This is a genomic window from Streptomyces mobaraensis (assembly GCF_020099395.1).
Classification (GTDB): domain Bacteria; phylum Actinomycetota; class Actinomycetes; order Streptomycetales; family Streptomycetaceae; genus Streptomyces.
The window spans coordinates 5,598,183-5,622,822 of record NZ_CP083590.1 but is presented as its reverse complement, the minus strand read 5'-3'; the positions used below and the strand labels follow the sequence as shown (position 1 = coordinate 5,622,822).

At 71.9% G+C, this 24,640-nt stretch carries 22 protein-coding genes; 7 read left to right on the top strand and 15 right to left on the bottom strand.

All coding sequences use genetic code 11. From position 1 onward, the window contains the following. Positions 1–28 precede the first annotated feature (28 nt). The 4 genes from K7I03_RS24795 to K7I03_RS24780 all read left to right on the top strand — a co-directional run bounded on the left by K7I03_RS24795 (position 29) and on the right by K7I03_RS24780 (position 4,369). Positions 29–856, top strand: coding sequence for a thioredoxin domain-containing protein (locus tag K7I03_RS24795; protein ID WP_185943626.1), 828 nt, complete (start codon positions 29–31; stop codon positions 854–856). Positions 857–941: 85 nt separating this feature from the next. Beyond that, complete coding sequence (locus tag K7I03_RS24790) at positions 942–1,613, top strand: hypothetical protein (RefSeq protein ID WP_185943625.1); 672 nt, start codon at positions 942–944, stop codon at positions 1,611–1,613. Positions 1,614–1,655: 42 nt separating this feature from the next. Then, positions 1,656–2,489 (top strand): thioredoxin domain-containing protein, encoded by an 834-nt coding sequence (locus tag K7I03_RS24785; protein WP_185943624.1) that lies wholly within the window; start codon positions 1,656–1,658, stop codon positions 2,487–2,489. 185 nt (positions 2,490–2,674) lie between these two features. Beyond that, positions 2,675–4,369 carry an alkaline phosphatase D family protein gene (locus tag K7I03_RS24780; protein ID WP_185943623.1) on the top strand — a complete coding sequence of 565 codons (1,695 nt, stop codon included), beginning with the start codon at positions 2,675–2,677 and terminating at the stop codon, positions 4,367–4,369. A gap of 140 nt (positions 4,370–4,509) precedes the next feature. On the opposite strand, the gene K7I03_RS24775 is transcribed toward K7I03_RS24780, so the two are convergent. Continuing rightward, positions 4,510–5,091, bottom strand: coding sequence for a dienelactone hydrolase family protein (locus tag K7I03_RS24775; protein WP_185943622.1), 582 nt, complete (start codon positions 5,089–5,091; stop codon positions 4,510–4,512). Positions 5,092–5,195: 104 nt separating this feature from the next. On the opposite strand from K7I03_RS24775, the gene K7I03_RS24770 reads away from it, so the two are divergent. Then, a complete protein-coding gene (locus tag K7I03_RS24770) occupies positions 5,196–6,299 on the top strand; it encodes a mechanosensitive ion channel family protein (protein WP_185943621.1) in 1,104 nt (367 codons plus the stop codon). Between the two features lie 88 nt (positions 6,300–6,387). Here K7I03_RS24770 and K7I03_RS24765 read toward each other — a convergent pair whose 3' ends face one another. From K7I03_RS24765 to K7I03_RS24745, 5 genes are all read right to left on the bottom strand, one after another. Then, positions 6,388–7,980 carry a Na+/H+ antiporter gene (locus K7I03_RS24765; protein ID WP_185943620.1) on the bottom strand — a complete coding sequence of 531 codons (1,593 nt, stop codon included), beginning with the start codon at positions 7,978–7,980 and terminating at the stop codon, positions 6,388–6,390. Positions 7,981–8,095: 115 nt separating this feature from the next. Continuing rightward, entirely contained in the window at positions 8,096–8,590 is a 495-nt protein-coding gene (locus K7I03_RS24760; RefSeq protein WP_185943619.1) for a GNAT family N-acetyltransferase, read from the bottom strand. Further along, a complete protein-coding gene (locus tag K7I03_RS24755) occupies positions 8,587–9,528 on the bottom strand; it encodes an RluA family pseudouridine synthase (protein ID WP_185943618.1) in 942 nt (313 codons plus the stop codon). Before K7I03_RS24755 ends, K7I03_RS24760 begins: the two co-directional genes overlap by 4 nt. A gap of 67 nt (positions 9,529–9,595) precedes the next feature. Then, on the bottom strand, positions 9,596–10,174 hold the full coding sequence (lspA, locus tag K7I03_RS24750) for a signal peptidase II (protein WP_185943617.1): 579 nt from the start codon (positions 10,172–10,174) through the stop codon (positions 9,596–9,598). A 126-nt stretch (positions 10,175–10,300) separates the two neighbouring features. Beyond that, complete coding sequence (locus tag K7I03_RS24745; RefSeq protein WP_224347204.1) at positions 10,301–10,783, bottom strand: TraR/DksA family transcriptional regulator; 483 nt, start codon at positions 10,781–10,783, stop codon at positions 10,301–10,303. 175 nt (positions 10,784–10,958) lie between these two features. Here K7I03_RS24745 and K7I03_RS24740 point away from each other — a divergent pair, with 175 nt between their 5' ends. Both K7I03_RS24740 and ileS read left to right on the top strand, forming a co-directional pair. After that, positions 10,959–11,816, top strand: coding sequence for a hypothetical protein (locus K7I03_RS24740; RefSeq protein ID WP_224347203.1), 858 nt, complete (start codon positions 10,959–10,961; stop codon positions 11,814–11,816). 487 nt (positions 11,817–12,303) lie between these two features. After that, a complete protein-coding gene (ileS, locus tag K7I03_RS24735; protein ID WP_185943616.1) occupies positions 12,304–15,462 on the top strand; it encodes an isoleucine--tRNA ligase in 3,159 nt (1,052 codons plus the stop codon). Between the two features lie 363 nt (positions 15,463–15,825). On the opposite strand, the gene K7I03_RS24730 is transcribed toward ileS, so the two are convergent. From K7I03_RS24730 to ftsW, 9 genes are all read right to left on the bottom strand, one after another. Next, complete coding sequence (locus K7I03_RS24730; RefSeq protein ID WP_185943615.1) at positions 15,826–17,022, bottom strand: DivIVA domain-containing protein; 1,197 nt, start codon at positions 17,020–17,022, stop codon at positions 15,826–15,828. A gap of 61 nt (positions 17,023–17,083) precedes the next feature. Then, complete coding sequence (locus K7I03_RS24725) at positions 17,084–17,368, bottom strand: YggT family protein (RefSeq protein ID WP_004955828.1); 285 nt, start codon at positions 17,366–17,368, stop codon at positions 17,084–17,086. Positions 17,369–17,440: 72 nt separating this feature from the next. After that, positions 17,441–18,052, bottom strand: a complete 612-nt coding sequence (locus K7I03_RS24720) for a cell division protein SepF (protein WP_004955830.1) — start codon at positions 18,050–18,052, stop codon at positions 17,441–17,443. A gap of 118 nt (positions 18,053–18,170) precedes the next feature. Next, positions 18,171–18,902, bottom strand: coding sequence for a YggS family pyridoxal phosphate-dependent enzyme (locus K7I03_RS24715; RefSeq protein WP_185943614.1), 732 nt, complete (start codon positions 18,900–18,902; stop codon positions 18,171–18,173). Then, positions 18,899–19,651 (bottom strand): peptidoglycan editing factor PgeF, encoded by a 753-nt coding sequence (gene pgeF / locus K7I03_RS24710; RefSeq protein WP_185943613.1) that lies wholly within the window; start codon positions 19,649–19,651, stop codon positions 18,899–18,901. The genes K7I03_RS24715 and pgeF overlap by 4 nt, the downstream gene beginning before the upstream one ends. A gap of 62 nt (positions 19,652–19,713) precedes the next feature. Continuing rightward, positions 19,714–20,952: a cell division protein FtsZ gene (gene ftsZ, locus K7I03_RS24705; RefSeq protein ID WP_004955836.1), complete on the bottom strand. Its 1,239-nt coding sequence runs from the start codon at positions 20,950–20,952 to the stop codon at positions 19,714–19,716. A 240-nt stretch (positions 20,953–21,192) separates the two neighbouring features. Then, a complete protein-coding gene (locus K7I03_RS24700; protein WP_185943612.1) occupies positions 21,193–22,074 on the bottom strand; it encodes a cell division protein FtsQ/DivIB in 882 nt (293 codons plus the stop codon). 24 nt (positions 22,075–22,098) lie between these two features. Beyond that, the gene (gene murG / locus K7I03_RS24695) at positions 22,099–23,190 is read right to left on the bottom strand and encodes an undecaprenyldiphospho-muramoylpentapeptide beta-N-acetylglucosaminyltransferase (protein ID WP_185943611.1); all 1,092 of its coding nucleotides are present in this window, start codon (positions 23,188–23,190) and stop codon (positions 22,099–22,101) included. Between the two features lie 6 nt (positions 23,191–23,196). Beyond that, positions 23,197–24,618, bottom strand: coding sequence for a putative lipid II flippase FtsW (gene ftsW / locus K7I03_RS24690; RefSeq protein WP_185943610.1), 1,422 nt, complete (start codon positions 24,616–24,618; stop codon positions 23,197–23,199). Positions 24,619–24,640 lie beyond the last annotated feature (22 nt).

The window sequence follows — 24,640 nt, the reverse complement described above, 5'->3', positions numbered from 1 at the left end:
CGCAGCCACACCACGGAGAAGCAGCATCATGAGCAAGCGCAACAACTGGGAGAACAAGCAGTCCGCCCGCGAGCGGCTGCGCGCCGAGCGCGAGCAGCAGGCGAAAAAGGAGCGGACCCGCCGCCAGCTCCTCGTCGGCGGCGCGGTCGTCGGCGTCCTGGCCCTCGCGGCCGGCATCGGCGTGGCCGTGTCGCAGCTCGGCGGCGACGGCAAGGACTCCGCGTGGGAGGCCGCCGCCAAGAAGACCCTCGTGAAACCGGCCAACACCGCGGGCGACAAGGGCACCGAGATCGTCATCGGCGACAAGAACGCCAAGCACACCCTGGAGATCTACCAGGACATGCGCTGCCCGGTCTGCTCGGTCTTCGAGCAGAACGTCGGCGACACCATCGACAAGGACGTCAAGGCCGGCACGTTCAAGGTCAGGTACCACATCGGCGCCTTCCTCGACCGCGGCCTGGGCGGCACCGGCGCCAAGAACGCGCTCAGCGCCGTCGGCGCGGCCCTCGACGTCAGCCCCGAGGCCTTCTCCGCCTACAACAAGGCCCTGTACTCCAAGGCCAACCACCCCGTGGAGACCAAGGACGCCTTCGCGAACGACGACACCCTGCTGAAGATCGCCCAGCAGGTCCCCGCTCTAAAGGGCAACGCGAAGTTCGAGAAGAACGTCAAGGACGGCACCTTCGACAAGTGGGCGCTGGAGATGTCCGACGAGTTCGACAGCCACAAGGATGTGACCGGAACGCCGACGATCAAGCTGGACGGTGAGAAGCTGACGGTGGACACCCCCCAGGGCAAGGGCGCTCCGATGACCGCCGAGCAGTTCCGCCAGGCGGTCGACGCGCGCCTGAAGTAGCCCGCGCGGCGCGGCTCCCGTCCCCGCCGGAAGATGCCGAATCTTGACACGACAATTACGGCGTGTCGTGGCACACTTCCCGGTTATGGAGGGGACGGGAGTTCGGTTGCGGGCGCTGCGCGCCGCGCTGTTCACCGCGGTGTGCGTCACCCTGTCGTCCGCCTCCCACGTGCTCCTCTCCCGGATGCCGCTCCCGGTGTCCACGGTCGCCGCCCTGTCGGCCGCCTTCTTCGCCCTCGCCTACGCCCTGGCCGGCCGCGAGCGCGGCTACGGGCACATAGCCGCCCTCCTCGTCCCGCTGGAACTGGCCGCCGACACGGTCTTCACCACCGGCCAGCACGCCTGCTACGGCGCGGCGGGCGGCCCGGTCGCGGGCCCGCTGCGCTCGATGGGCATCGACCTGGTCTGCCGCGGCGGCGACGTCGGCACCCCGCTCGCCCACCTCACGGCGGGCCAGGGCCCACCGGCGGACGCGCTGGACTCGGCGGCGCCGTGGCTGCTGCTGGCCCTGCACATCGCCGTCGGCATGCTGGCCGCCGCCTGGCTCCACCGCGGCGAAGTGGCCCTCGCCCGGCTGCTGCGCGCGGTGGCCGCCTTCGCCTTCCGCCCGCTGCTGCTGGCCATCGCGAAGGGCGCGGCACCCGCCCCGTCGGGCGTGACGGCACGCCCGTCCCGCGACACCCCGCACGCCCGCGCCCTCCCCCTGCTCGTCCACTCCGTCGTACGTCGGGGACCGCCCCAGGCACGCACCGCCTGAGCGCACCGTCCCCGACCTTCGTACGTCCCGTGAGAGGACATCATGAGCAACCGCAACAACGCCCAGAACAAGCAGGCCGCACGCGAGCGGCTGCGCGCCGAGCGCGAGCGCCAGGCCAAGAAGGACAAGACCAGGCGCCAACTCATCGTCGGCGCCGCGGTGGTGGGCGTCCTGGCGATCACGGCCGGCGTGGTCGTCGCGGTCACCAAGATGAACGACGGCACCAGCGACCACTGGAAGGCGGCCTCCGAGAAGACGCTCGTCAAGCCCGCCAACACGACCGGTGAGAACGGCAACGAGATCGTCATCGGCCAGAAGAGCGCCAAGGAAACCCTGACCATCTTCGAGGACCCGCGCTGCCCCATGTGCTCGGACTTCGAGCAGGCCGTCGGCTCGACCGTCCGTCAGGACATGAAGGACGGGCGGTTCAAGGTCCGCTACGTCATGGTCAACTTCCTCGACCGCCAGCTCACGGGCGACGGCTCCAAGAACGCCGTCAGCGCCCTGGGCGCCGCCCTGAACGTCAGCCCGGACGCCTTCCTCGACTACAAGGAAGCCCTCTACTCCAAGAAGAACCACCCGAACGAGCGGGACGACGCCTTCGCCGACGACCAGCACCTCATCGACATAGCCCAGCAGGTGCCGGCCTTGAAGGGCAACACCAAGTTCGAGACGAGCGTCAAGGACCACGTCTACGACCGCTGGGCCCTGGAGATGGGCAAGCTCTTCGGCAAGAACGGCGTCAACGGCACCCCGACCCTCCTCCACGGCGACAAGCAGCTGACCGTGGAAGGGCCCAACGGCCCGGTCCCGCCGGCGACCAAGGAGCTGTACGACGGGGTCATGGACAAGGAGTTCGGCCCGCGCAAGAAGTAGCGGCCGACCCCGGCGGGGGAGGCGGAGGCCCCACGCGGACGTCCGGCTCCCCGGCGGCCACCGGACGGTTCCCGACGGCGGCGCGGGAATTCGGCGCGAAATCGAGGCGACCGCCCGGGGATGGACGGACGAACTCCTGACGGAGCGTCCGCCCATATGTGCGAACGGCGATAAAGTAAGCGCCCGTGAACCCACGTCCCCCGATATCCCGCCGCGCGGCCGTCACCGGCGTGGCGGCCACCGCCGCGCTGCTGCCCCTCGCCGTCGCCCCGGCCGCCCGCGCGGCCACCGCCGCCACCGCCGCGGCCCATGCCGAGACGACCTCGGCCCCCGCGTTCCTGCACGGTGTCGCCTCCGGCGACCCGCTGCCCGACGGCATCCTGCTGTGGACCCGGGTGACCCCGGTCCCGGAGGCCGTGCCCGGGTCCGGGCTCGGCCCGGACGTCCAGGTGAGCTGGCAGGTCGCCGAGGACGCCGGGTTCGGCCGGGTCACCGCCTCCGGCACGGTCACCGCGTCCGCCGCCGGCGACCACACGGTCAAGGCCGACGTCCGCGGACTGCGCCCCGGCACGGACTACTTCTTCCGGTTCACGGTCACCGGCGGCGCGGGCACCGGCGGTTCGGGCGAGGTCCACTCCCCCACCGGCCGGACGCGCACCGCGCCCGCCCCCGACGCCCAGGCGGACGGCCTCCGCTTCGGCGTGGTCTCCTGCGCCAACTGGGAGTCGGGCCACTTCTCCGCCTACCGCCACCTCGCCGCCCGCCGCGACCTGGACGCGGTGCTGCACCTCGGCGACTACCTCTACGAGTACAAGTCGGGCGAGTACCCGGCCGCCAAGTACGTCGTCCGCCCGCACGAGCCCAGACACGAGATCGTCACCCTCGCCGACTACCGCACCCGGCACGGCCGTTACAAGACCGACCCGGACCTCCAGGCCCTGCACGCGGCCCTGCCGTTCGTCGCCATCTGGGACGACCACGAGTTCGCCGACAACGCCTGGTCCGGCGGCGCCGTCAACCACACGCCGGGCACCGAGGGCGCCTGGGCCGACCGCGTCGCGGCGGCGAAGAAGGCGTACTTCGAGTGGATGCCGGTGCGCCCCTCCGTCGAGGGCACCACCTACCGCCGGCTGCGCTTCGGCCGCCTCGCCGACCTGCACCTGCTGGACCTGCGCTCGTTCCGCTCGGAGCAGGTCAAGGCGGGCAGCGGCGCGGTCGACGCCCCGTCCCGCACCCTCACCGGCCGCGCCCAGCTCGACTGGCTGAAGGACGGCCTGGCCGCCTCCGACACCACCTGGCGGCTCGTCGGCAACCCGGTGATGATGTCCCCGCTCGCCTTCGGCGCCATGCCCGCCCACCTCCTCAAGCCGCTCGCCAAGCTGCTGGGCCTGCCCGAGGAGGGCATCGCCGCCAACACCGACCAGTGGGACGGCTATACCCACGACCGCCGCGAACTCCTCGGCCACCTCACCGGCCACGGCATCAACAACACCGTCTTCCTCACCGGCGACATCCACATGGCGTGGGCCAACGACGTCCCGGAGACGGCCGCGACGTACCCGGTCTCCCGCTCGGTCGCCACCGAGTTCGTCGTCACCTCGGTCACCGCCGACAACCTCGACGACACCCTCCACGTCCTCCCCCACACCGTCTCGCTTCCGGCCGTCGCCGCCATCCAGGCCGCCAACCGGCACGTGAAGTGGGTCGACATGGACTCCCACGGCTACGGCGTCCTCGACATCACCGCCGAGCGCGCGCAGATGGACTACTACGTCCTCTCCGACAAGCGGGACCCGAAGGCGACGTCGTCCTGGGAACGGTCGTACCGCACGCTGTCCGGGAGCCAGCGGGTGGAACGGGTGAAGGCGCCGGTGCGCTGACCGCTGACCGTTCGTCCTCAAGCGCCGGACGGGCTGATATTCAGCCCGTCCGGCGCTTGAGGACAGCGCCCGCAGGGCGCTTCGGGGGTGCGGGGGCGCAGCCCCCGCGAGAAACGGTGAAAGGGCGGGACAGGGGCCTCCTACAGCTCCGACAGGAACGCGAGCGCCACCCGCCAGGCCCGCTCAGCCGCCTCGGAGTCGAAGTCCGGAAGCTCCGGATCCGTAAACAGATGCCCGGCCCCGTGGTACCGGTGCACCTCAACCTCCGCCCCCGCCCGCCCCATCCGCAAATACCAGGCGTTCAGCCAGTCATGCGGCTCGAACGGATCCGGATCGGCCACATGCAGCTGCACCGGCAGCTCGTCCACCGCCGCGTCCTCCGCCAGATCGGACGTCCCGTGGAAGAGCAGCAGCCCCCGGGCCTTCTCGTCCCCCAGAGCGAGGTTCTGGGCGATCGACCCGCCCAGTGAGAACCCCGCGTAGACGAGCCCCCGCTCGGACAGCGGCGCCGCCGCCGTGATCGCCCGCCGCAGCAGCTCCTCCCGCCCGATCTCGTCCTTGATGGCCATGCCGTCCTCGACGGTGTCCGCCGTCCGCCCGTCGTAGAGGTCGGGTACGTGCACCTCGTACCCCGCGCCGCGCAGCCGCTCGGCGGCCGCGTGTACGGCCGGTCGCAGACCGTAGGCCGAATGGAACAGGACGATCGTGGTAGGAGACGGCACCGGAGTCACTTCCTTGCAGGGCTGGATCGCGTGGCCTCCATCGTGCCAGCTACGGTCGAAAGGAGGAGCGCGCGCCCGGCAGGAGCCGGAAGGAGCTGGTGCTCATGGAGGACGTGCTGCGGCCTCTCGCGGTCCTCGGCGCTGCCCTGGTCATCACGGTCGTGGTGGGCTGGGCCGCCGACAAAACGGTTCGCCGGATCGCCGAACGGCATCCGGAAGCCCCCTTGTGGCGCCTGCTGCGCCGCTGCCGGATGCCCTTGCGGCTGGTGCTGTGCACGGCCCTGCTGCGCGGCGGTTACGAGTCGGCCGAGCTGTCCGAAAAACACGAGACCCTGCTGACCAGGCTGCTCACCCTGGTGCTCATCGGAGCCTGCGCCTGGCTCGCGACGCGGGTGGCGACGGCCATAGTCGAGTCGGCGTACGCGCGCTACGCGGCCGGCAGCCGCGACCCGGCCCGGATGCGCCGGGTCCGCACCCAGGTGACGCTGATCCGCCGCATCGTCACGGCGGCCGTCTGCGTCGTCGCGGTGGCGGCGATGCTGCTGACCTTCCCCGGCATGCGGACGGTCGGCACGTCCGTGCTGGCCTCCGCCGGTCTGATCGGCATCGTGGCCGGTGTGGCGGCCCAGTCCACGCTCGGCAACCTCTTCGCGGGTCTGCAGATAGCGTTCGGCGACATGGTGCGCATCGGCGACACCGTGGTGGTGGGCGGCGAGTGGGGCACGGTCGAGGAGATCACCCTCACCTATCTGGTGGTCACCACCTGGGACGAGCGCCGCATCACCATGCCGGTCTCGTACTTCACCAGCCGCCCCTTCGAGAACTGGTCGCGCGGCAACCCCCGGATGACCGGCACGGTCTTCTTCCACCTGGACCACTCCGCCCCCATCGACCTCATGCGGGAGCGGCTGCACGAGGTGGTGAAGGGGGCCCGGGAGTGGGACGGCCGGGCCTGGAGCCTCGTCGTCACGGACACCACCCCCACCACCATCCAGGTGCGGGCCCTGGTGACCGCCAAGGACGCCGACGACATCTGGACGCTCCGCTGCGTCGTCCGCGAGCAGCTGATCGAGTGGCTGCGCCGGAAGCACCCGTACGCGCTGCCGCGCATCAGCACGGCGCCCGCGCCGGGCCCGGCCGAGACGCCGGACCGCCGGCAGACGCCGCCCACGTCGGGCGACATCGGCCCGGGGCCGGGCCCGGTCTGAGCCGACCGCACGGCGTGAACGGACTACCCGGCCCGAGCGGACCCCTGGCCCCCGGGCCCGGTCCGGGCCGACCGCCCGGCGCAAACCCTCACATCCCCCGCAACGACCGCATGTCCAGCTGCCGCAGCACCCGGTCCACCACCTCCGGATCCATCCACGGCTCGCTCCGCGCGTCGAGGACCGCGTGCCGCGCCGCCGAGAGCAGCTCGGCCTGGATGCGCTGGATGGTGTGCAGCCGCTGCACCCGCTGCGTATGCGCCTCCCGCCGCTCCTCGTCGACCATCTCGGGGCTGATGCGGGCGCCGACGTCGTAGGCGCGCCGGTGGAGCATCTCCCGCAGGTCCTCGGAGAGCTCCTCCTCCTGTTCGATCTCCAGCAGCCGGTGGCGGGCCGCCTTGGCGGCGCGGATGGCGAGCTGCCGCTCCAGCTCGCGGGTCCAGTCGGTGTCGGCGCGCACGCCGAGCAGGTCGACGAGCCAGGGCAGCGTCAGCCCCTGGACGACGAGGGTGCCGATGATGACGGCGAAGGCGATGAAGAGGATCTCGTCCCGGGCCGGGAAGGCCGACTTGTCGTCGGTGGTCAGCGGGATGGCCAGGGCGAGCGCCGCGGAGGCCACGCCGCGCATCCCGGACCACCACATCACGAGGGTCTCCCGCCAGCTGGTGAGGATCTCCTCGTCGACGTCGCGGCCCTTGTGCAGCCGCTTGGCCAGCCAGGCGGCGGGCAGCAGCCACGCCAGCCGTACGACGATCACCACGGCGAGGACGACGCCCCCGATGCCGAGCATCTCGCCCCAGCGGCCGGAGGCGGTTTCGACGGCGTTGTGCAGTTCGAGGCCGACGAGGCCGAAGGCGACGCCGGTGACGAGGGTGTCGACGACCTCCCAGAAGGTGTGCCCGGCCAGCCGCCCCAGGACGTCGTCCGCGTCGCTCGCGAACTCCGCGAGGAAGAGCGCGGTGGTCAGCACCGCGAGCACCCCGGAGCCCTTGAACTCCTCCGCGAGGACGTAGGAGACGAACGGCACCAGCAGCGTGAGCCCGATCTGGAGCGTCGCGTCGCCGAGGACGTCCATCAGCCGCTTGGCGCCCCAGCCGAGCAGCAGGCCGACGCCGAGCGCCACTACGGCGGAGAACACCAGCTCGCCGACGGCCCGCGGTACGGAGAAGCTGCCGCTGACGGCCGCGGCGACGGCCACGTGGTAGAGCACGATGGCGGTCACGTCGTTGAAGAGCCCCTCGCCCTCCAGGATCGACACCAGGCGGCGCGGCAGCCCTATCGAACCGGCGACGGCCGTGGCGGCGACGGGGTCGGGCGGGGCGACGAGCGCGCCCAGGGCCACGGCCGCGGCGAGCGAGATGCCCGGCACGATCGCGTGGGCCACGGCCGCGACCGCCGAGGTGGTGACGAAGACCAGCGCGACGGCCAGCAGGAAGATCGGCCGTTTGTTGGCCGCGAACTGCCGCCAGGAGGTGCGCTGCGCGGAGGCGTAGAGCAGGGGCGGCAGGACCAGCGGGAGGATGAACTCCGGCGGGACGTCGACGTTCGGTACGAACGGCAGCAGGGCGAGGACGATGCCGCCCAGCGTCATCAGCACCGGGGAGGGCAGGCCGAGCCGGTCGCCCAGCGGCACCGTGACGAGCGCCCCGAGCAGCAGCACGAACAGCAGGGCCAGCTGGTCCACGAGTGCCCTCCGGGGCGCATGGGGGAACAGTCGTTCACCCCAGCGTGCCATGAAGCGGCTCGTCAGGCGGCCCCGGGGGCCCCGGCGGCCACCCGCCCCGAAGACGGCCGGCGGGTCAGAGCGCCTTGCTCATCGCCCGGTGCGGTATCCCGCTGCCCTCGTCGAACTCGGGACCGAACGCCGCGTACCCCAGCCGCTCGTAGAAGCCCAGCGCGTGCGTCTGCGCCTCCAGGTAGACGCGGGCGAGGCCCAGCCGCCGGGCCTCCTCCTCGACGGCCCGGACCAGGGCGGCGCCCAGCCCGGTGCCCCGCGCGGCCCGGCCCACGGCCAGCCGGCCGAGCACGGCCGTCAGGTCGTCCGCCACACCCGCGTGGGCGTACTTCCGGCGGGCGGGCTCGCCGTGCAGGAAGCGGACGGTGCCGACGGGCCCGGACGGGCCGGTGGCCAGCAGGTGGACGGCGTGGACGTCGTAGGCGTCCAGCTCCTCCGCCTCGGGGATGTTCTGCTCCCCCACGAACACCTCGCGGCGCACCGCGAAGCAGTCCTCTAGCTCTCCCGGCCCGGCGACGACCCGTACCTGGGCGGGGACCCGGGCGGGGGTCCCGCTCACGCGCTCTCGGCGCGCACGATCTCCAGGGCGCGCCGCAGGTCCTCGGGGTACTCGCTGGCGAACTCCACCCAGCGGCCGTCCGACGGGTGCTCGAAGCCGAGCCGGACGGCGTGCAGCCACTGGCGGGTGAGCCGCAGCCGCTTGGCGAGCGTCGGGTCGGCGCCGTACGTCAGGTCGCCGACGCAGGGGTGCCGGTGGGCGGCCATGTGCACGCGGATCTGGTGGGTGCGGCCGGTCTCCAGCTTCACGTCGAGGAGGCTGGCGGCGCGGAACGCCTCGATGAGGTCGTAGTGGGTGACCGAGGGCTTGCCCTCGGCGGTCACGGCCCACTTGTAGTCGTGGTTGGGGTGCCGGCCGATGGGCGCGTCGATGGTGCCGCTCATCGGGTCCGGGTGGCCCTGGACGAGCGTGTGGTAGCGCTTGTCGACCGTGCGCTCGCGGAACTGCTGCTTGAGCAGGGTGTAGGCGCGCTCGGACTTGGCGACGACCATCAGCCCCGAGGTGCCGACGTCCAGCCGGTGCACGATGCCCTGGCGCTCGGCCGCGCCCGAGGTGGAGATCCGGTAGCCGGCGGCGGCCAGGCCGCCGATGACGGTGGGGCCGGTCCAGCCGGGGCTGGGGTGCGCGGCGACGCCGACCGGCTTGACGATGACGACGATGTCCTCGTCGTCGTGGACGATCTCCATGCCCTCCACGGGCTCCGCGACGATCTGCACCGGCGCGGGCGGCGCGGGCATCTCGACCTCCAGCCAGGCGCCGCCGCTGACGCGGTCGGACTTCCCGGCCTCGGCCCCGTCCAGCTGGACCTTGCCCGCGGCGGCGAGCTCGGCCGCCTTGGTACGGGAGAACCCGAACATACGTGCGATGGCGGCGTCGACGCGCTCGCCCTCCAGGCCGTCGGGTACGGGCAGGGCGCGGATCTCGGGAATCGTGCTCACCCGTCGAGTATGCCGGACGGGTGAGCCGCCGCCGTACGACAGCCCTGGCTCAGGCGTACCCGTGGGGTCAGTCCTGGTGGACGGTCCCGTCCGGATCCAGCCCCCGGAAGGACAGGATCACGATCAGGAAGCCGCCGCAGACGATCGCCGAGTCGGCGAAGTTGAAGACCGCGAAGTGGGCGGGGGCGATGAAGTCCACCACCCCGCCCTCGAACCCGCCGGGCGAACGGAACAGCCGGTCCGTGAGGTTGCCCAGCGCGCCGCCCAGCAGCAGGCCCAGCGCGATCGCCCAGGGCAGGCTGTACAGCTTCCGGGCGATCCGGGCGATCACCAGGATCACCGCCGAGGCGATGATCGTGAAGACGATGGTCATCGTCTCGCCCAGGCTGAACGCGGCCCCGCGGTTGCGGATCACGTCCAGCTGCAGCCAGGTGCCGAACACCTCGATCGGATCGTGGTGCTCCAGCTTCGCCACCACGAGCATCTTGCTGGACAGGTCGAGGAGGTAGGCGAACGCGGCGACCGAGAACAGCGCCACGAGCCGGCGCCTGCCCCGTGCCGCGCCGTCGCCGCCCGTCGTCCCCCCGGTCACGTCGGTGCCCTCCGGCGTACCGGTGGGCCGTCCGGCCTGCTCCGCCTCTGTCACGTGAGTCCTTCGCTTCCGCGCGTCACCCACCACCGGTCATGGCGGTGCCGCGCACCGCTGTGTCTGATGGGCTCCGGGTGCACTGCCCGGATGAGGACGAGGGTACGGCACACCACCCGCGCCGGGTCAGCGACGTTCCTGGCGCTGTTTGCACTCGACACACAGCGTGGCCCGGGGAAACGCCTGCATCCTGGCCTTGCCGATCGGCCTCCCGCAGCTCTCGCAGAGGCCGTACGTACCGGCGTCCAGCCGGACGAGCGCCCGCTCGGTCTGGTCGAGCATCTCGCGGGCGTTGGCGGCGAGGGCGAGCTCGTGCTCCCGGGCGATGTTCTTGGTCCCGGTATCGGCCTGGTCGTCCCCCGCCCCGTCCCCGGAGTCCCGCATCAGCCCGCTGACCGCCTCCTCCGCCGACCGGATCTCGCCCCGCAGCCGCGCCACCTCGCCCTCCAGCACGGTCCGCGCCTCGTCCACCTCCCCCGGCGACCACGGCTCCTCCCCCGGCCGCACGGCCAGCTCACCGGGTGCGGCGGCCCCGTCCGCCCGCGCCCCCGGCACCTTCACCGCGTCCGGCACCTCGCCCACGGTCTTCTTCGCAGCCACGGTTCCCACTCCCGTCTCCTCACTGGTATCCGCCGGCGCGTCCCCCGCGACGACGATCCCCTCTCCCACGGCCCCCGCCTTCAGCGGAGCGGCCTTCGGCGCCACGACCGGCCCGGAAAGCCTCGTCCGGTGCGGCGAGGCGACACTCTTGGCGGGCGCGCCTTCACCGGCCCCGCGCTCCCGCGTGACGGACACCCCGTCCGCACCCGCCGCTTTCCCGGCCACCCCCTTCCGGGCCGCTCCCGTGGCGGAGGCCCTCTTCTTCGCCGGGGGCGCCGCCTTCTTCGCCGCCGCCGTGCCGGCCGAGGGCGAGGCTTTCCCGGCCAGAGCCTTCTTCGCCGGGGGCGCCGCCGTCTTCACCGCCGTCTTCTTCACCGCCGTCGTTTTCTTCGCCGCCGCTTTCTTCGCCGAAGGCGCCGCCTTCTTGGCCGCGGTCTTCTTGGCCGCGGGCTTCCCGGTCGGTGCCGCCTTGGAGGCCGCCTTCTTCGACACCGCCTTCTTCGGCGCCGCCTTCTCCGAAGGGGCTTCCGCGCCGCCCCCGGCCTTCGCCGTCTTCCCAGCGGCGGACTTGGCCGTGGTCACCTTGGCGGCGGCCTTTTCCACCACCGGCGACTTCCCAGCCGTCCCCCTCGCGGGAGCCTTCCCCACGGCCGCCTTCCCGGCCGCCTTCTTCGCGGGCGAAGCCGCCGCCTTCCCCGCCGCACCCCGGGCCGCCGCCTGCTCGGGCCCCGGCACCCCCTTCGCCGCGGCCTTCGACGCCGTCTTCTTGGCGGGCGCCTTGGTGGCCGAGGCCGCCTTCACCGAGGCCTTCTTCGCCGGAACGGCTTTCGCGGCGGCCTTCTTCGCCGGAGCACGCTTCGCGGCGGCCTTCTTCGCCGCTTTCGCCGTCCCCGTACCCGCGGCCCCCGCCATCACAGCGCCCCACTACGCCGGACGAGGCGCACCCGGCGCATCCCACCGCCCCGGCAGGCCCGACGAGCCCGTCCCGCCTGGCCGGCAGGCCCCCGCGCCGCGGTCCCTGTCGAGGACTTCTCCGCCATGACCGCGACCCCTTCACATTTTATGATCTTGCGCGCGAATCGTGCGGGAACGATAAATCGGCTCGGAGCACGCGGCAACGGGGCACGCCGGTGCCGACCCGTGTGCCCCGCGCCCGGCCCTGTAACCCGCGGGGCGCGTCCCGCCCGGCCCCGGACGGAATATCCGGTCGGCCCGGCCCGCCCGCGCCCCGTACACTGGGCGCAGCGAAAGGCGTGGATGGGACGAGTAGCGCCGCACGCAGCCATCAGCGATCCGGGGACGGTGCGAGCCCGGAGGCGTGCGCGGTGTGAAGATCACCCCGGAGCCGCCGGAGGAAAGCCAAGGGTGTCACCACACACCCCGGGTGAGTAGAACCGGCATCGCGACCCCAATGAGGGGGCCGGAGGCACGCGCCTGCGGCCAAGGAGGGTGGTACCGCGGGAGTACGGACAACGGCTCTCGTCCCTCCGACGGACAGCGCACAACCGTCCAGCCGGAGGTAGCCACCGATGAGTTCCGCGAGCCCCCAGAGCCCCGCGCCCCAGTACCGCTCCGTCCCCGCCCAGGTCGACCTGCCCGCGCTCGAACGCGCCGTGCTCGACTTCTGGCAGGAGCAGAAGATCTTCGCCCGCACCCTGGCCCAGTCCGAGGGCCGGCCCGAGTGGGTCTTCTACGAGGGCCCGCCGACCGCCAACGGCATGCCGGGCGCGCACCACATCGAGGCCCGCGTCTTCAAGGACGTCTTCCCCCGCTTCCGCACCATGCAGGGCTACCACGTGGGCCGCAAGGCCGGCTGGGACTGCCACGGCCTGCCCGTCGAGCTGGCCGTCGAGAAGGAGCTGGGCTTCTCCGGCAAGCAGGACATCGAGGCGTACGGCATCGCCGAGTTCAACGCCAAGTGCCGCGAGTCCGTGACCCGGCACACCGACGCGTTCAGCGAGCTCACCACCCGCATGGGCTACTGGGTGGACCTGGACGACGCGTACCGCACCATGGACCCGGACTACGTCCAGTCCGTCTGGTGGTCGCTGAAGGAGATCTTCACCAAGGGCCTGCTGGTCCAGGACCACCGCGTGGCCCCCTGGTGCCCCCGCTGCGGCACCGGCCTGTCCGACCACGAGCTGGCGCAGGGCTACGAGACGGTCGTCGACCCGTCCGTCTTCGTCCGCTTCCCGCTCACCTCCGGCCCGCTGGCCGGCGAGGCCGCGCTCCTCGTCTGGACGACGACGCCGTGGACGCTGGTCTCCAACACGGCCGCCGCCGCGCACCCGGACGTCACCTACGTCGTGGCGACGGACGGCAACGAGAAGCTCGTCGTCGCCGAGCCGCTCCTCGAGAAGGCCCTCGGCGAGGGCTGGACGGCCACGGACCAGCGCTTCACCGGCCGCGAGATGGAGCGCTGGACGTACCGCCGCCCGTTCGACCTGGTCGAGTTCCCGGACGCCGCCCACTACGTCGTCAACGCCGAGTACGTGACGACGGAGGACGGCACCGGCATCGTCCACCAGGCCCCGGCCTTCGGTGAGGACGACCTCCGCACCTGCCGCGCCTACGGCCTGCCGGTGGTCAACCCGGTCCGCGCCGACGGCACGTTCGAGGAGGACCTGCCGCTCGTCGGCGGCCAGTTCTTCAAGAAGGCCGACGAGGCCCTCACCGCCGACCTCGGCGCGCGCGGCCTCCTCTTCAAGCACGTGGCGTACGAGCACAGCTACCCGCACTGCTGGCGCTGCCACACCGCGCTCCTCTACTACGCGCAGCCGTCCTGGTACATCCGCACCACGGCGGTCAAGGACAAGCTGCTCGCGGAGAACGAGAAGACCAACTGGTTCCCGGACTCGGTCAAGCACGGCCGCTTCGGTGACTGGCTGAACAACAACATCGACTGGGCGCTCTCCCGCAACCGCTACTGGGGCACCCCGCTGCCCATCTGGCGCTGCGAGGACGACCACCTCACCTGCGTCGGCTCCCTCGCCGAGCTCTCCGAGCTCACCGGCACCGACCAGAGCGGCCTCGACCCGCACCGCCCGTACATCGACGACGTCACGTTCCCGTGCCCGACCTGCGCCGGGACCGCGACGCGCGTCCCCGAGGTGATCGACGCCTGGTACGACTCGGGCTCCATGCCGTTCGCCCAGTGGGGCTACCCGTACAAGAACAAGGAGCTCTTCGAGAAGCGCTACCCGGCGCAGTTCATCTCGGAGGCCATCGACCAGACCCGCGGCTGGTTCTACACCCTGATGGCCGTCGGCACGCTCGTCTTCGACAAGTCGTCGTACGAGAACGTCGTCTGCCTGGGCCACATCCTGGCCGAGGACGGCCGGAAGATGTCCAAGCACCTGGGCAACATCCTCCAGCCGATCCCCCTGATGGACCAGCACGGCGCGGACGCGGTCCGCTGGTTCATGGCGGCCGGCGGCTCCCCGTGGGCGGCGCGCCGCGTCGGCCACGGCACGATCCAGGAGGTGGTGCGGAAGACCCTCCTGACCTACTGGAACACGGTCGCCTTCCAGGCCCTCTACGCCCGCACCGCCGGCTGGGCCCCGTCGGCCGCCGACCCGGCCCCGGCCGACCGCCCGCTGCTGGACCGCTGGCTGCTCGGCGAGCTCAACACGCTCACCGACCAGGTCACCCAGGCCCTGGAGGCGTACGACACCCAGCGCGCCGGCAAGCTGCTGTCCGCGTTCGTCGACGACCTGTCCAACTGGTACGTCCGCCGGTCCCGCCGCCGCTTCTGGCAGGGCGACGCGGCCGCGCTCCGTACGCTGCACGAGGTCGTCGAGACGGTCACCCGCTTGATGGCCCCCCTGGTGCCCTTCATCACCGAGCGCGTCTGGCAGGACCTGGTCGTCCCGGTCGACCCGGAGGCCCCGGAGTCGGTGCACCTGGCCACCTGGCCGGTGGCGGACGCGTCCCTGACCGACCCGGAGCTGTCGCGTCAGATGCTTCTGGTCCGCCGCCTGATCGAGCTGGGCCGCGCCACCCGCGCCGAGTCCGGCGTCAAGACGCGCCAGCCGCTGTCCCGCGCGCTGGTCGCGGCGGCCGGCTTCGAGACGCTCGGCGAGGAGCTCCGCGCCCAGATCACCGAGGAGCTCAACGTCTCCTCCCTCGCCTCCCTCTCCGAGGTCGGCGGCTCCCTGGTCGACACCACCGCCAAGGCCAACTTCCGCGCCCTCGGCAAGCGGTTCGGCAAGGGCGTCCAGGCCGTGGCCAAGGCGATCGCCGCGGCGGACGCGGCGGCGCTGTCCCTGGCCCTGCGCGAGGGCAACGCGTCGGTGGAGGTCGACGGCGAGACGGTGACGCTGACCCCCGACGAGGTCATCATCACCGAGACCCCGCGCGAGGGCTGGTCCGTCGCCTCCGACTCCGGCGCCACGGTCGCCCTCGACCTGGAGATCACCCCGGAACTGCGCCGCGCGGGCCTGGCCCGCGACGCGATCCGCCTGATCCAGGAGGCCCGCAAGAACTCCGGCCTCGACGTGGCCGACCGTATCGCCCTGCGCTGGCAGTCGGCTGACGAGGAGGTCCGGACGGCCCTGTCCGACCACTCCTCCCTCATCGCGGACGAGGTCCTCGCGACGGACTTCGCGACGGGCGAGGGTGACGAGGCGTTCGGCGAGCCGTTCACGGACGATTCCCTGTCCCTGACGTTCCGCCTGCGCAAGGCGTAACCCCGAGCCCCGCACCAAAGCGCCCTGCGGGCGCTGTCCTCAAACGCCGGACGGGCTGATTAGTCAGCCCGTCCGGCGTTTGAGGACAAAGGGGGTCTGGGGCGCAGCCCCAGGAAACGGCGAAAGGGCGGGACCGGGGCCCCACCCTCTCCAACCAAAGCCAACGCGCCGGAGCGGGACGGAATCGAACCGCCGTCTTCCTAGATGCCATCGAGGCGTTCCACCTACTGAACTACACACCCCGGCGCTGCCGATCAGCATACATGCACACGACAGGACAACGGGCCGGGCCCCGGGGATACCCCGGGGCCCGGCCCGTTGTGATTGCGACGACCACCGCTCAGCGGCAGCGGCCCGCCGCCGTCAGTTGTCGTCCTCGTCGATGAGGAACCCACGCATCGGCGAAGGCGCCTGCATCGGCTGCGGCCCCTGCGGCCGCACCGGAGCCATCGGCTGCGTCATCGCGGGCGACATCTGCTGCTGCCCGCCGTACGACGGGTTGCCCGACGACTGGCCGTGGCCGCCGCCCATGGACGAGTTGCCGCCCATGCTGTGACCGCCCATGCCGGCACCGGCCGAGGCCATCGACCCGCTCATGGAGGGGGCCGGCGGCAGCGACGGGGCGCCGGTGGCGCGCGGCGGGGCGAGGGAGTCGTCCGCCTGGTTCTCCAGCTGGCGCAGCTGGCTCTCCAGGTAGGACTTCAGCCGCGTGCGGTACTCGCGTTCGAAGCCGCGCAGGTCTTCGACCTTGCGCTCCAGCGTGGCGCGGGCGGACTCCAGGGAGCCCATGGCCACGCGGTGCTTCTCCTGCGCGTCCCGCTCCAGCGCGTCGGCCTTGGCGCGGGCGTCCCGCTCCAGGCCCTCGGCGCGGCTGCGGGCCTCGCCGACGATCTTGTTGGCCTCGGAGCGGGCCTCCGCGATCGCCTGATCGGCCGTCTGCTGCGCGAGCGAGAGCACACGGGCGGCGCTGTCGCCACCCGGGCCCTGACCCGGCTGCTGCATCTGGGGACCGGGGCCGCCCATCGGACCGCCCTGGCCCATCGGGCCGGGACCACCCTGGCCCATCGGACCGCCCTGGCCCATGGGGCCGGGACCGCCCTGACCCATGGGACCGCCCATGGGTCCACCCATCGGGCCGCCCTGGCCCATGGGGTTCTGTCCCATCGGACCCGCGCCGTGCGGGCCCTGGGGACCGTGGCCGTGTCCGCCCGGCCCGGCCGGCAGCTGCGGGGCACCGCCCGGAAGCTGCGGCGGGCCGCCCATCTGCTGCTGGTTCGGCGGCACCGGCTGCGGGCCGGATATGGCGGCGGGCACCGGAGCCCCGGGACCTGGTCGTTGGTCCTGCGGCTCGGGCTTGCGCATGTTCTGCTGCTGGTTCTGCGCCGCGGCTCGGGTCGCTGCCGCCAGCTTGGCGCGCAGGTCCTCGTTCTCCCGGAGCAGGCGGGTCAGTTCTGCCTCGACCTCGTCGAGAAAGGCGTCGACCTCGTCCTCGTCGTAGCCTTCTCGCAGACGGACGGTCGTGAACTGCTTGTTCCGCACGTCCTCGGGGCTCAGCGGCATCTCTTCTTCACCTCAACGTAGTCGTCGGCAATCGGCAAGACCGTATCGTTCACAGCCGCGTTCACAGCCGCTCCACGACGGTGATCAGGATGTAGACGATGATCATCAGTACGAAGAAGGACAGGTCGAGCGCCACGCCCCCGAGACGCAGCGGCGGGATGAACCGCCGCAGAAGCTTGAGTGGCGGATCGGTGACAGTGTAGGTGGCCTCAAGGACGACCACCATCGCCTTACCGGGTTGCCACGAGCGGGCGAACTGGAAGACGTAATCCATCACCAACCGGAAGATGAGCACGATGAGGAAGACGTACAGCGCGATGTAGACCACCTGCCGTGCGATGTCCATCCTCGCGCTTCCCTCTCCCCTTGTGCCCGGCCTATTGACCGTCTCTCACCGGCATTGCCTGATTGTGCGTCTCTAGCTCTGGTTGAAGAACCCGCCCTCTGCGATGCGGGCCTTGTCCTCCGCCGTGACATCGACGTTAGCAGGAGACAGCAGGAACACCTTCTGCGTCACCCGTTCGATGCTGCCGTGGAGGCCGAAGACCAGACCCGCGGCGAAGTCGACAAGTCGCTTCGCGTCGGTGTCGTCCATCTCGGTCAGATTCATGATCACCGGGGTGCCTTCACGGAAGTGTTCCCCGATGGTACGGGCCTCGTTGTAGGTCCGAGGGTGCAATGTCGTGATGCGGTAAGGCTCCCGCTCGGACACGACTTTGGGCATGATCACCGGTGCGTTCTTCTCCAGGGAGTGGCGTTCGGGTGTGATGGACGACACGGGGGCGATTCGGGCGGGTCGTCCCGTTTCCGCTGTCAGCGGAGCCGGTTCGCGCTGTGCCGGAGGCTGGGCGACCCGTACCGGTTCGTCCGGTTGCGTCTGCTGAGCCTGGTGTTGCTGGTGCTGCTGCCGGCGCCGGTCGGGCTCCGGCTCGGGCTCGAACTCGTCATCGGGATCGAATCCCCGGCCGTCGTACCCATCGTCCTCCACGAGGCCGAGGTAGACCGCCATCTTGCGCATCGCGCCGGCCATTCTCTGCGTCCTCCGCTCTGTGGTGGATCGGCTCCTCAACGGCGCTGGATCCACTTGGTCCGCCCGCCTTTTGACGGGAATGACCATATTTTGTGCTGTGGTCCGACTCTTGGCGACGTTACCCGAGGCCGGGTCGGTCTCCGAGTACCGCTGTGCCGACGCGTACATGTGTCGCACCCGCCGCCACGGCGTCCTCCAGATCCGCGCTCATTCCCGCGGACACCATGTTCGCAGCCGGATGCGCCGCGCGCAGGTCCGTTGCGATTTCCCGCAGCCGCTCGAAGGCCGCCCGGGGGCGGCCCGCGTAGGGCCCGGCCAGCGGAGCGACCGTCATCAGCCCCGCCGGGCGCAGCCCCTCGGCCTCGGCCAGGGCGTCGGCGAGGGCCGCCACCCCGTCCGGCGCGACGCCGCCGCGGCCGACGCCGTCGCCCGACTCCGCGTCGAGGGCCACCTGGATCAGGCAGCCGATTTCCCGTCCGGGACCCCGGCCTTTCCGTACCGCGGCGGCGGAAAGCGCGGTGACCAGTCTCAACCGGTCAATGGAGTGCACCACGTCGGCATAATTCACCACGCTTTTCACTTTGTTTGTCTGCAATTGACCGACGAAGTGCCAGGTGAGCGGCAGATCCACACATTCCGCGGCTTTCGGCGCCGCGTCCTGGTCGCGGTTCTCGGCGACGTGACGGACCCCCAGTTCCGCGAGCAGCCGGACGTCGCTCGCGGGATAGGTCTTGGTGACCACGATCAGGGTCACCTCGTCACGCTTTCGGCCCACCGCCGCACAGGCGCGGGCGATACGTTCCTCCACCCGGGCGAGGTTGCCGGCCAATTGCGTCCTGCGGTCCGTCATCGACCGTCCCCTCCTTCCCCGGCGCGGTCGTCGCCGAGCCACACATAACTGGCGAGCCGTCCGGTCACGCGGTCGCGCCGGTAGGAGAAGTGGTCCGCCGATTCCATCGTGCAAACGTCCGACTGCCCCGCGAGGCTGACGCCCATTCGGACGAGCTGCGCCCGGACCCCGGCGGCCACGTCCACGGCCGGGGTGCCCCACCGGGTGGTGGCCCACGCCTCGGGCACCACCGCGGTGACGTCGGCCCGCATGGCCTCCGGCACCTCGTAGCAGCCGCCACAGACCGACGGGCCGATCCACGCGACCGTCCGGGCCGGGTCGGCGCCGAGTCCGGTCATCGCCTCGACCACCGCGGGCACCACTCCTGCCACCAGGCCGGGGCGGCCGGCGTGGGCCGCGCCCGTGATCCCGGCGACCGGGTCGGCCAGCAGGACGGGGGTGCAGTCGGCGGTCAGCACCGCGAGGGCGAGCCCCCGGCGGTCCGTCACCACCGCGTCCACCGCGGGGATCTCGTCGTCGGGGCCCCAGGGCCCGTCGACCACGGCCACGTCCCGGCCGTGCACCTGGTGCATCCAGACGACCGCCGCCGGGTCGATGCCGAGCGACCGGGCCGCCCGCTCCCGGTTGGCCCGGACGGCGGCGGGGTCGTCGCCGACCGCGCCGCCCAGGTTGAGCTCCGCATACGGAGCGGCGCTCACCCCGCCCCACCGGTCGGTGAAGGCGAAGTGCGCGCCGCTCTCGTGTGCCACGTGTGGCCGTCCCCTGGTGTCCGGGGCCGGGTTTCCTATCACCGGGGTCACGTCCTGCCCGGTCACTTCAGGAAGTCGGGAACGTCCAGTTCCTCGGCGGTCGAGTCCTGGTACGGACGGGCCGGCGGCACCTGCGGGGAGGCGACCGGGGGCGGCGGGACCTCGGCGACCGGCACCGGGTCCGGGACCGGCTCCTCGGTCCGCGGGGTCACGTTGCCGAGCCCGCCGAACGAGGGGCGGACCGGCTCGGCCGGCCGCTCGGTGCGGCTCACGGCCGGCGCCGGCGCGGCGGGGGTCTCCTCGCGGCCGTAGGAGGAGCCGAGCACCTTGTCGCGGCTGCCCTTGGCCGGCGGCTGGCCGCCGTCGAAGCCGGCGGCGATGACGGTGACGCGGACCTCGTCGCCGAGGGCGTCGTCGATGACGGCACCGAAGATGATGTTCGCCTCGGGGTGGGCCGCCTCGCTGACCAGCTGGGCCGCCTCGTTGATCTCGAAGAGACCGAGGTCGGAGCCGCCGGAGATGGAGAGCAGGACGCCGCGGGCGCCGTCGATGGACGCTTCCAGCAGCGGCGAGGAGATGGCCATCTCGGCCGCGGCCACCGCGCGGTCGTCGCCGCGCGCCGAGCCGATGCCCATCAGGGCGGAACCGGCCTCCGACATCACGGACTTGACGTCCGCGAAGTCCAGGTTGATGAGGCCCGGGGTGGTGATGAGGTCGGTGATGCCCTGAACACCCGACAGCAGCACCTGGTCCGCCGACTTGAACGCGTCGAGCACGCTCACCTGGCGGTCCGAGATGGACAGCAGCCGGTCGTTGGGGATGACGATGAGGGTGTCGACCTCGTCGCGGAGGCTGGCGATGCCGTCCTCGGCCTGGTTGGCCCGGCGGCGGCCCTCGAAGGTGAACGGGCGGGTGACCACACCGATCGTCAGGGCGCCCAGCGAGCGGGCGATGTTGGCGACGACGGGCGCGCCGCCGGTGCCGGTGCCGCCGCCCTCGCCCGCGGTCACGAAGACCATGTCGGCCCCCTTGAGGACCTCCTCGATCTCCTCGCGGTGGTCTTCGGCGGCCTTGCGGCCGACGTCCGGGTTCGCGCCGGCGCCGAGACCCCGGGTGAGCTCCCGGCCGACGTCGAGCTTGACGTCGGCGTCGCTCATCAGCAGGGCCTGTGCATCGGTGTTGATCGCGATGAACTCGACGCCCTTGAGACCGACCTCGATCATCCGGTTGATGGCGTTGACGCCACCGCCGCCGATACCGACGACCTTGATGACTGCGAGGTAGTTCTGCGGTGCTGCCACGTCGAAGGCCTCTCGCCTCGAGTTACGTATGCCTGGGGGACGGTTCGCAATGCCAACCCGAACCCTAACGTTGAAGTTTAGGGTTACCCGTGCCACTGTTCCCTGGGTTCTCGGAACAGGACACTAAGTCGACAAGTGGCGCGTGTTCAACGAACACGCCGAACCTCCCGTTTTTCTTTTCACCCTATGTGATCACCCATAGGCGTAGCCAACCAGGGTGCTGCCAGCTCCGGGCCGCCGTCAACTCCCCGACGCGGCAGGGGCGCCCGGGGCGCTCACGTCGAAGTGGTCCGCCCCGCGCGCCGCCTTCATCAGGGCGGTGAGCGAACGGGCCTTCGCGTCACCCCGTTCACCGCTGCCCCAGACGACGGTCCGACCACCCGTCAGCTCCATGATGATCGAATCGTATGAGCGTACCCGGATCACGCGGGTGTCGCGGCGCACGTCGGACGGGAGCGCGGCGGCGGCGCGCACGCCCTCGCGTTCGAGACGGGGGCGCCCGAACCGGCGGGTGCTCGGAGCGTCCGCCGGGGCCTCCATCACCAGCCGCGGCACCTTGGCGGGCGGCCGGTCGACTGTGGCGAACCGCACTCCGGAGCCGTCGATCTCGACGAACTTGCCGTCCTTTTCGACGATCGCCCGCGGCTGGCGCTCCGTCACCTCGACGGCGACGCCGTGCGGCCAGTCCCGGGAGACGTCGACGGACTCGATCCGGGGCAGCCGTGCGCGCAGCCGGGCGGCGATGGCGTCGGTGTCGACGGAGATCAGCGGGTCGCCGAGCGGGACGGCCGCGGCCTCGCGCACCTCGGCGGCGGAGAGCACCTCGACGCCGTCCACGTCCACGCGGGTGGCGCGCAGCCAGCCGGAGCCGTAGAGGACCCAGCCGGCGCCGGCGCCGAGCAGGACGGCCGCGACCGTCCAGAAGACCAGGCGGGAGCGGCGGGGCAGCAGGCGGCGGAGGCCCGTGCGGGCCCCCGCCGTCGCGGCGGACTTGGGCTTTCCGCCCTCTTTTCCGCCTTTTTTCCCGCCCTTCTTGGGAGCCTGGGAGGAGCCGGCCGGCGACTTCCGCTTCGGCTTACGGTTCCGTTCGTCACCGCGCCGGGCGGTCGTCGGTCCGGCCACGCTTCCCAGCCTCCTGCCGCGACGTCAGCCCCTGCGGGCGGCGATCGCCTCGTAGACCATGCCGACGAGCAGCTCGTCGGCGTCCCGGCGGCCGAACTCGGCGGCGGCGCGGGACATGTCGTACAGCCGCTGCGGGTCGCTGAGGACCGGGAGCACGTTGTGGTGGATCCACTCCGGGCTCAGCTCGGCGTCGTCGACCAGCAGTCCGCCGCCCGCCTTGACCACCGGCTGGGCGTTGAGCCGCTGTTCGCCGTTGCCGATGGGCAGCGGGACGTAGGCGGCCGGGAGCCCGACGGCGGAGAGTTCGGCGACGGTCATCGCGCCCGCGCGGCAGAGCATCATGTCGGCCGCGGCGTACGCGAGGTCCATGCGATCCACATACGATACCGGGATGTAAGGCGGCATACCGGGCATGTTGTCGACATGCGGCACGTCGTTCTTCGGGCCGACCGCGTGCAGGATCTGGATGCCCGAGCGCTGCAGCGACGGGGCGACCGCCTGGACGACCTCGTTCAGCCGGCGGGCGCCCTGGGAGCCGCCCGAGACCAGCAGGGTCGGCATGTTCGGCTCCAGGCCGAACGCGGCGCGCGCTTCCCAGCGCAGGGCCGCCCGGTCCAGGGTGGCGATCGTGCGGCGCAGCGGGATGCCCACGTAACGGGCGTTGCGCAGCTTGCTGTCCGGGGTGGACACCGCGACGCCGGCCGCGTAGCGCGAGCCGATCTTGTTGGCCAGGCCGGGGCGGGCGTTGGCCTCGTGGACGATGATCGGCACGCCGAGCCGCTTGGCGGCCAGGTAGCCGGGGAGCGCCACATAGCCGCCGAAGCCGACCACGCAGTCGGCCTTGGTGCGCTCCAGGATCTGCTCGGCGGCCTTGATGGTGCCGCGCAGCCGCCCGGGCACGGTGATCAGCTCGGGCGTGGGCTTGCGGGGCAGCGGCACCGCCGGGATCAGGCCCAGCTCATAGCCCCGCTCGGGCACGAGCCGGGTCTCCAGCCCGCGCTCCGTGCCGAGCGCCGTGATCCCCACGGTCGGGTCCTGCCTGCGCAGGGCGTCCGCGAGGGCGAGCGCGGGCTCGATGTGGCCGGCGGTCCCCCCGCCGGCGAGTACGACATGCACCGAAATTCACCGCTCTCCGGACGGCCGCTTCTTGACGCGCCGTCTCATCGTCTTCCATCTCACCCCAGGCTGCCGCATGGCCAGCGCCGCCCGCGCACCGGGTTCGTCGCGCGCGAAGGCGATCAGGAGCCCGATGGCGAACATGGTCGGCAGCAGGGCGGACCCTCCGTAGGAGAACAGCGGGAGCGGCACACCGGCGATCGGCAGCAGGCCGAGCACCGCACCGATGTTGACCACGGCCTGGGCCGTGATCCAGGTGGTCACCGCTCCCGCGGCGTACCTCACGAAGGGGTCCTCCGTGCGTCCGGCCACGCGGATACCCGCATAGCCTAGAGCCGCGAAGAGGGCGAGGACCGACAGCGTCCCCGCCAGGCCCAGCTCCTCGCCGGTGATCGCGAAGATGAAGTCGGTGTGGGGCTCGGGCAGTTCGCCCCATTTTTCGACGCTGGCACCCAGTCCGGCACCGAACCAGCCGCCGTTGGCCAAAGCGTAGATTCCGTGCACGGCCTGCCAGCACTGGTCGTTGGCGCCCGGGTCGGTGGCGCCGATGCAGTCCAGGCGGGACATCCGGTTGGCGCTGGTCTTGATGAACAGGACGGCGAGCGCGCCTGTGACACCGATCACCCCGGCGAACAGCCGGGTGGGGGCGCCGGCCACCCAGAGCAGGCCGAACAGGACGAAGGTGAGCACCACGGTGGTGCCCATGTCACCGCCGACCATGATCAGGCCGAGCAGCACGAAGGTGACGGGCACCAGCGGCACCAGCAGGTGCTTCCACTGGGTGAGCAGCTTCTTCTGCTGCTTGCGGGCCAGCAGGTCGGCGCCCCAGAGCACCAGGGCCAGCTTGGCGAACTCGCTGGGCTGGGCCTGGAAGGGGCCGCCGAGGGAGATCCAGTTGGTGTTGCCGTTGATGGTCTCGCCGATGCCCGGCACCTGGACCAGGACCAGCAGGAACGCCGACACGGCGAGCAGCGGGTAGGCGAGCGCCCGCAGCACCTTCACCGGCAGCCGGGCGGCCACCAGCAGCAGGACGGTGCCGATGGCGGCGGCGAGGAGCTGCTTGCGGAAGAAGTACGTGGGGGCCAGCCCGCTCTGCAGGGCCTTGATCTGGGAGGCCGAGTAGACCATCACCAGGCCCAGCACGGTGATCAGCAGCGAGCCGCCGAGGACGAGGTAGTACGCCGTCAGGGGCCGGTCCCAGGCGCGGCGCGCGCGGGCGTGCAGGGCGCGCAGCCCGCCCGGGCCGCCGGGGAGCCGGCCGCGCGGCGGGCCGCCGCGCGGGGAGCCCGTGGCCGGGCGTCTGCCCGCCGCCCCGCGGGCCGGGGCGGCGCCGGACGGGCGGGCGGACCGGGGGCGCGCGGAGGGCCCGCGCAGGGCCGTCCAGGCGCCGGGCGGGCCCGCGGTGGCGTGGACGTGGTCGGCGTGCATCCGGGTCCCCTCCGCTGCTGTT

Excerpts from the sequence above, each read along its gene's own strand:
- K7I03_RS24795 (WP_185943626.1), top strand. The coding sequence starts at position 29 with ATGAGCAAGCGCAACAACTGGGAGAACAAGCAGTCCGCCCGCGAGCGG.
- K7I03_RS24790 (WP_185943625.1), top strand. The coding sequence starts at position 942 with ATGGAGGGGACGGGAGTTCGGTTGCGGGCGCTGCGCGCCGCGCTGTTC.
- K7I03_RS24785 (WP_185943624.1), top strand. The coding sequence starts at position 1,656 with ATGAGCAACCGCAACAACGCCCAGAACAAGCAGGCCGCACGCGAGCGG.
- K7I03_RS24770 (WP_185943621.1), top strand. The coding sequence starts at position 5,196 with ATGGAGGACGTGCTGCGGCCTCTCGCGGTCCTCGGCGCTGCCCTGGTC.
- ileS (WP_185943616.1), top strand. The coding sequence starts at position 12,304 with ATGAGTTCCGCGAGCCCCCAGAGCCCCGCGCCCCAGTACCGCTCCGTC.
- K7I03_RS24730 (WP_185943615.1), bottom strand. The coding sequence starts at position 17,022 with ATGCCGCTGAGCCCCGAGGACGTGCGGAACAAGCAGTTCACGACCGTC.
- K7I03_RS24725 (WP_004955828.1), bottom strand. The coding sequence starts at position 17,368 with ATGGACATCGCACGGCAGGTGGTCTACATCGCGCTGTACGTCTTCCTC.
- K7I03_RS24720 (WP_004955830.1), bottom strand. The coding sequence starts at position 18,052 with ATGGCCGGCGCGATGCGCAAGATGGCGGTCTACCTCGGCCTCGTGGAG.
- K7I03_RS24715 (WP_185943614.1), bottom strand. The coding sequence starts at position 18,902 with ATGACGGACCGCAGGACGCAATTGGCCGGCAACCTCGCCCGGGTGGAG.
- ftsW (WP_185943610.1), bottom strand. The coding sequence starts at position 24,618 with ATGCACGCCGACCACGTCCACGCCACCGCGGGCCCGCCCGGCGCCTGG.